Source organism: Streptomyces yokosukanensis, assembly GCF_001514035.1.
GTDB lineage: Bacteria > Actinomycetota > Actinomycetes > Streptomycetales > Streptomycetaceae > Streptomyces > Streptomyces yokosukanensis.
The window spans coordinates 5,206-9,993 of the sequence record NZ_KQ948259.1; the positions used below are offsets into that span (position 1 = coordinate 5,206).

Here is a 4,788-nt window from a genome sequence, read left to right on the forward strand (position 1 = left end):
GAGACCCACCGACAGGCACCACATCGGAACCCCCGGCCAAAGCCACCAGGCGCTCCACCGCCTCAGCATGAGAACCCGCGACAACCACACCACGACAATCCAACACAGCACGCGACACCAAAGACACACCAACATCCACCAACGACACCTCAGGCCGCCCACGCAAGAACTCCGCAAGACGCAACGCCTGCCCACGCAACGCATCCGGCGTAGCACCCGAAAGCACAAGCGGCACCACACCACCAGGCAACACACGACCGGCGGCGGTGTCGGGGGACTCGGCAGTGGGGGCGGACTCGTCGGGGGCGGGCCGCGCGGACTCGAGGATCACATGCGCGTTGGTGCCACTGAGGCCGAAGGACGACACGGCGGCCCGGCGCGGCTCGTCCCGCTCCGGCCACTCCCGGGCCTCGGTCAGCAGCTCCACCGCACCCTCGGACCAGTCGACTTCAGGCGTCGGCGCGTCCACGTGCAACGTCCTCGGCAGCACACCGTGCCGCATCGCCTCCACCATCTTGATCACACCCGCCACACCGGCGGCCGACTGGGCGTGCCCGATGTTGGACTTCAGCGAGCCCAGCCACAGCGGCCGGCCGTCGGCGGGCCGCTCCTGGCCGTAGGTGGCGATCAGCGCCTGCGCCTCGATCGGGTCGCCGAGGGAGGTACCGGTGCCGTGCGCCTCCACGGCGTCGACGTCGGCGGCGGAGAGCCGGGCGTTCTCCAACGCCTGCCGGATGACGTCCCGCTGGGAGGGGCCGTTGGGCGCGGTCAGGCCGTTGGACGCGCCGTCCTGGTTCACGGCGGTGCCCCGGACGACGGCCAGCACCTCGTGTCCGTTGCGGCGGGCGTCGGACAGGCGCTCCAGGAGCAGTACGCCGACGCCCTCGGAGAAGCCGGTGCCGTTGGCGCTCGCGGCGAAGGCTCGGCACCGGCCGTCCGGGGAGAGGCCGCGCTGCCGGGAGAACTCCACGAACATCCTGCTGTCGGACATCACGGCCGCGCCGCCCGCCATCGCCATCTCCGACTCGCCTGTGCGCAGGGACTGCACGGCGAGGTGGATGGCGACCAGCGACGAGGAGCACGCGGTGTCGACCGTTACCGAGGGGCCTTCCAGGCCCAGCATGTACGACACGCGGCCGGAGGCGAAACTGCCCGTGCTGCCGCGCCCGATGTACGCCTCCAGGTCCTCGGGCACCTGCCTCACCCGCGGGGCGTAGTCGTGGTGCATGACGCCGGTGTAGAAGCCGATCCGGCGCCCGCGCAGGGACGTGGGGTCGATGTTGGCGCTTTCGAAGACCTCCCAGGAGGTCTCCAGGAGCAGCCGCTGCTGCGGGTCCATGGCCAGCGCCTCGCGCGGGGATATCCCGAAGAAGCCCGCGTCGAAGTCGGCCACGCCGTCGAGGAAGCCGCCCTCACGCACGTACGACGTGCCCGGTACGTCGGGGTCGGGGTCGTACAGGCCCTCCAGGTCCCAGCCTCGGTCGGCCGGGAAGGGGGATATGGCGTCGGTGCCGTCGGCGACCAGCCGCCACAGGTCCTCGGGTGAGGTCACTCCGCCCGGCAGACGACAGGCCATACCGACGATGGCGATGGGTTCCCATGCCTTCTCCTCGACCTCGCGCAGCCGGCGCGTGGCCTGACGCGCGGTGGCGACGGCCTTGTTGAGGTATTCGCGGTACTTCTTGTCGTCGACCATGGGGAAGGTCAGCTCCTAGAAACAGGCTTCTGGCGGCAGGCGGGCAGTGGGGGACGGCGTCAGGAACCAGCGGGGGACGGCGTCAAGAAGCGGTGAACTCGTTGAACTCGTTGTCGATGATGTCGAAGACCTCGTCGTCGGTGACCGAGTCGAGATCGTCGTCCGCCTCGTCCTGGGCGGCGTCCGGGGACCACTTGGCCAGCACGACGTGCAGGGCTGCGGTGACCTGTGCGCGGACCGCCTGGTCGTCGGACACGGAGGCGAGGGCGGCCTTCAGCTTCTCCACCTCGGCCACCGCCTGGTGCACGGCGGGCCCGCCCTCGGGGGCGAGTGCGTCCCGCAGGTGGCTGACGAGCACGGCCGGTGCCGGGTGGTCGAAGAGCAGGGTGGCGGGCAGCCGCAGGCCGGTGGCCGCGGACAGCTTGTTGCGCAGTTCTACGGCGGTGAGCGAGTCGAAGCCCAGTTCCTGGAAGGCACGGTCCGGGTGGACCGCGTGCACGTCCTGGTGGCCGAGGACGACGGCGGTCTCGGCGCGGACCAGGTCGAGCAGGATCTCCTTCTGCGCGCCCTCGCCGAGGCCGGCCAGGCGCCGGCGCAGCGAATCGGCCGTGGTGAGGTCGGCGCGCCGGGCACGGGCTTCGGCGGCGGCGATGCGCCGCACTTCGGGTACGCCCTGCAGGAGGGCTGAGGGGCGGGCCGAGGTGAACGCCGGGTAGAAGCGCTTCCAGTCGATGTGGGCGACGGTGAGGCCGCTCTGATCACCCGTCAGGGCGCGGTCGAGCACGGCGAGCATCAGTTCGGGGCGGACGGCCTCGATGCCCTGGCGGCGCAGTTGCGGTGCCGAGGCGGCGTCCACCATGCCGCCGCCGGACCAGGCGCCCCAGGCGACGGAGGTCGCGGCCCGGCCGAGGCCGCGCCGGTGCCGGGCGAGGGCGTCCAGGTAGGCGTTGCCCGCGGAGTAGGCGCTCTGGCTGCCGCTGCCCCATACACCGGCGATGGACGAGAAGACGACGAACGCGTCCAGGTCGGCGTCGCCGAGCAGTGCGTCGAGGTGGGCCGCTCCGGCCACCTTGGCGGAGACGACGGTGCCGAAGTCCGTGAGGGTCGTCTCGTCGAGGGAGCCGAAGCCGTTGACGCCCGCGGCGTGCACCACGGCCCGGATCGGGTCCCCGTCGGCCTCCGACTTGGTCAGCAGCTCCTCCAGGGCCTGCCGGTCGGCGACGTCACAGGCGGCGACCGTGACGCGGGCGCCCGCCTCGGTGAGTTCGGCCGTGAGTTCCGCGGCCCCCGGGCTGTCGGAGCCGCGCCGGCTGACGAGGACGAGGTGGTCGGCGCCCTTGGCGGCCAGTCGGCGGGCGACGTGGCCGCCGAGCGCTCCGGTGCCGCCGGTGATCAGCACGGTCCCGGTGGGCTGCCACGCGGTCTCGTCGGGCAGCGGCCGGTGCAGCGCCGCCCGTTCCAGGCGCCGGACGAGGAACCCTGCGGCCCTCAGGGCGAGTTGGTCCTCGGCGCCGATGCCGCCGCCCAGCACGGTGCGCAGTCCGGCGCGGGTGCGGTCGTCGAACGCGTCGGGCAGGTCGATCAAGCCGCCCCAGCGGCCCGGGTGTTCGAGGGCCGCGACCTGGCCGAGGCCCCACAGGGCGGCCTGGCGGGGGCTGCGTACCTGGTCGGCGTCGGAGGTGGCGACCGCGCCGTCGGTGGCGAGCCAGAGGGGCTTGTCGATACCGGTGTCGCCGAGCGCCTGGATCAGGGCGAGCGTGGTGGCGAGGCCTTCGGTGACGCCGGGGTGGTCGGGATGGTCGGACTCGTCGAGGGCGAGCAGGGAGAGGACGCCCGCGACGGCGTCCTGCCCGTGCGCGGTGTCGGTGAGCAGTCCGGCCAGGATCGCGCGGTCGGCGTCGGCGACCGGCAGCAGGACGGGGTGGGCGCCCGCCTCGCCGAGCGCCGTGACGCATGCGGCCACGGTGGCGTCGTCCGTCCGTCCGGCGGGCACGGCCACCAGCCAGGTGCCGGTGGGCGCCGCGGCCGGATCCGTCGCCTCGGCCGGGGTCCAGCTCGTGCCGTACACCCAGTTGTCGAGGCGGGAGGAGCCGGTCTCGCGGGCCAGCCGGGCCTCCGCGAGCTGCTCCGGTGTGACCTGACGGCCGATGAGCGCCTCGATGCGGGCGACGGGGGCGCCCGTCTGGTCGGTGACGGTGACCTGCCAGGTCTCCTCGCCGGCGGGCACGAAGTGGGCCCGCAGCCGGGAGGCTCCCCGGGTCCACAGGGTGATGCCGTTCCAGGAGAAGGGCAGCCGCGGAAGGCCGGTGCCGTAGATCAGCGGGGCGTGCAGCGCGGAGTCGAGCAGGGCGGGGTGCAGCGAGAACCGCCCGGCGTCCTCCTGCTGCTGTTCCGGCAGGGCGACCTCGGCGAAGATCTCGTCTCCGCGCGTCCACACGGCGCGCAGTCCCTGGAAGGCGGCTCCGTACTCGTAGCCGCGCTCGGCCAGGCCCGGGTAGACGGACTGGACGTCCACGGGTACGGCGGTGGCGCCGGGCGGGGGCCAAGGGAGCGCCGGTTCCGAGGAGTTCAGGTCCTCGGGGACCAGGGTGCCGCTGGCGTGGCAGGTCCAGTCGGGCTCGTCGGTCTCGGGGCGGGAGTGGACGGAAACGGTTCGGCGGCCGGACTCGTCGGCGGGGCCGACCTCGACGCGCACCTGGACGGCATCGTCCTCGGGGAGGATCAGGGGCGCCTCTATGACGAGTTCCTCGAGGGAGCCGCAGTCGACCTCGGCGCCGGCGGTGAGGACCAGGTCGACGAAGCCGGTGCCGGGCAGCAGGGCCGTGCCCCAGACCGCGTGGTCGGCGAGCCACGGGTGGGTGCGTAGGGACCAGCGGCCGGTGAAGGCGACGCCGCCGGTGCCGGGCAGCTCGACGGCGGCGCCGAGGAGCGGGTGTTGGGGAGCGGCGAGACCGGCGGCGGAGACGTCGCCCGTCGGGCGCTGCGACTTCAGCCAGTAGCGCTGGTGCTGGAAGGCATACGTCGGCAACTGAACCCGCCGCGCCGACACACCCTCGAACACCGCCCCCCAATCAACATCAACACCCCCCGCG

General features: G+C 73.1%; 2 protein-coding genes. Both read right to left on the minus strand.

From position 1 onward, the window contains the following. On the minus strand, positions 1-1,696 hold a 1,696-nt coding region (locus AQI95_RS43730; protein ID WP_208614432.1), incomplete at its 3' end, for a type I polyketide synthase. Positions 1,697-1,778: 82 nt separating this feature from the next. Continuing rightward, positions 1,779-4,788: SDR family NAD(P)-dependent oxidoreductase (locus AQI95_RS43735; RefSeq protein WP_208614433.1), on the minus strand; the 3,010-nt coding region annotated here is incomplete at its 5' end.